The sequence below is a fragment of the Paenibacillus sp. MMO-58 genome (assembly GCF_037146255.1).
In the GTDB taxonomy this organism is placed as follows: Bacteria; Bacillota; Bacilli; order Paenibacillales; family Paenibacillaceae; genus Pristimantibacillus.
Map to the genome: position 1 here is coordinate 1 of NZ_JBBCVY010000057.1, position 223 is coordinate 223.

Annotated in this window: 1 rRNA gene; it reads right to left on the minus strand. The window is 54.3% G+C overall.

The features are described from left to right. A 23S ribosomal RNA gene (locus WFJ73_RS33300) occupies positions 1 to 223 on the minus strand; the annotation flags it as partial.

A 223-nucleotide genomic window follows, 5' to 3' on the forward strand; every position in this document is an offset into this window, starting at 1 on the left:
TGTGTCGGTTTGCGGTACGGGCACCTTCACCTGGCTAGAGGCTTTTCTTGACAGCCGGAGTACATGACCTTCGCTACTGCAATTTTCGCTCCCCATCACAGCCTAGCTTACGCGAGTTGCGGATTTGCCTACAACTCTGCCTCACTGCTTGGACAGGCTATTCCATCAGCCTGCGTCACTGCCCTTCTGTGTCACCCCATTGCTCATAACGGTTTACGGTGGT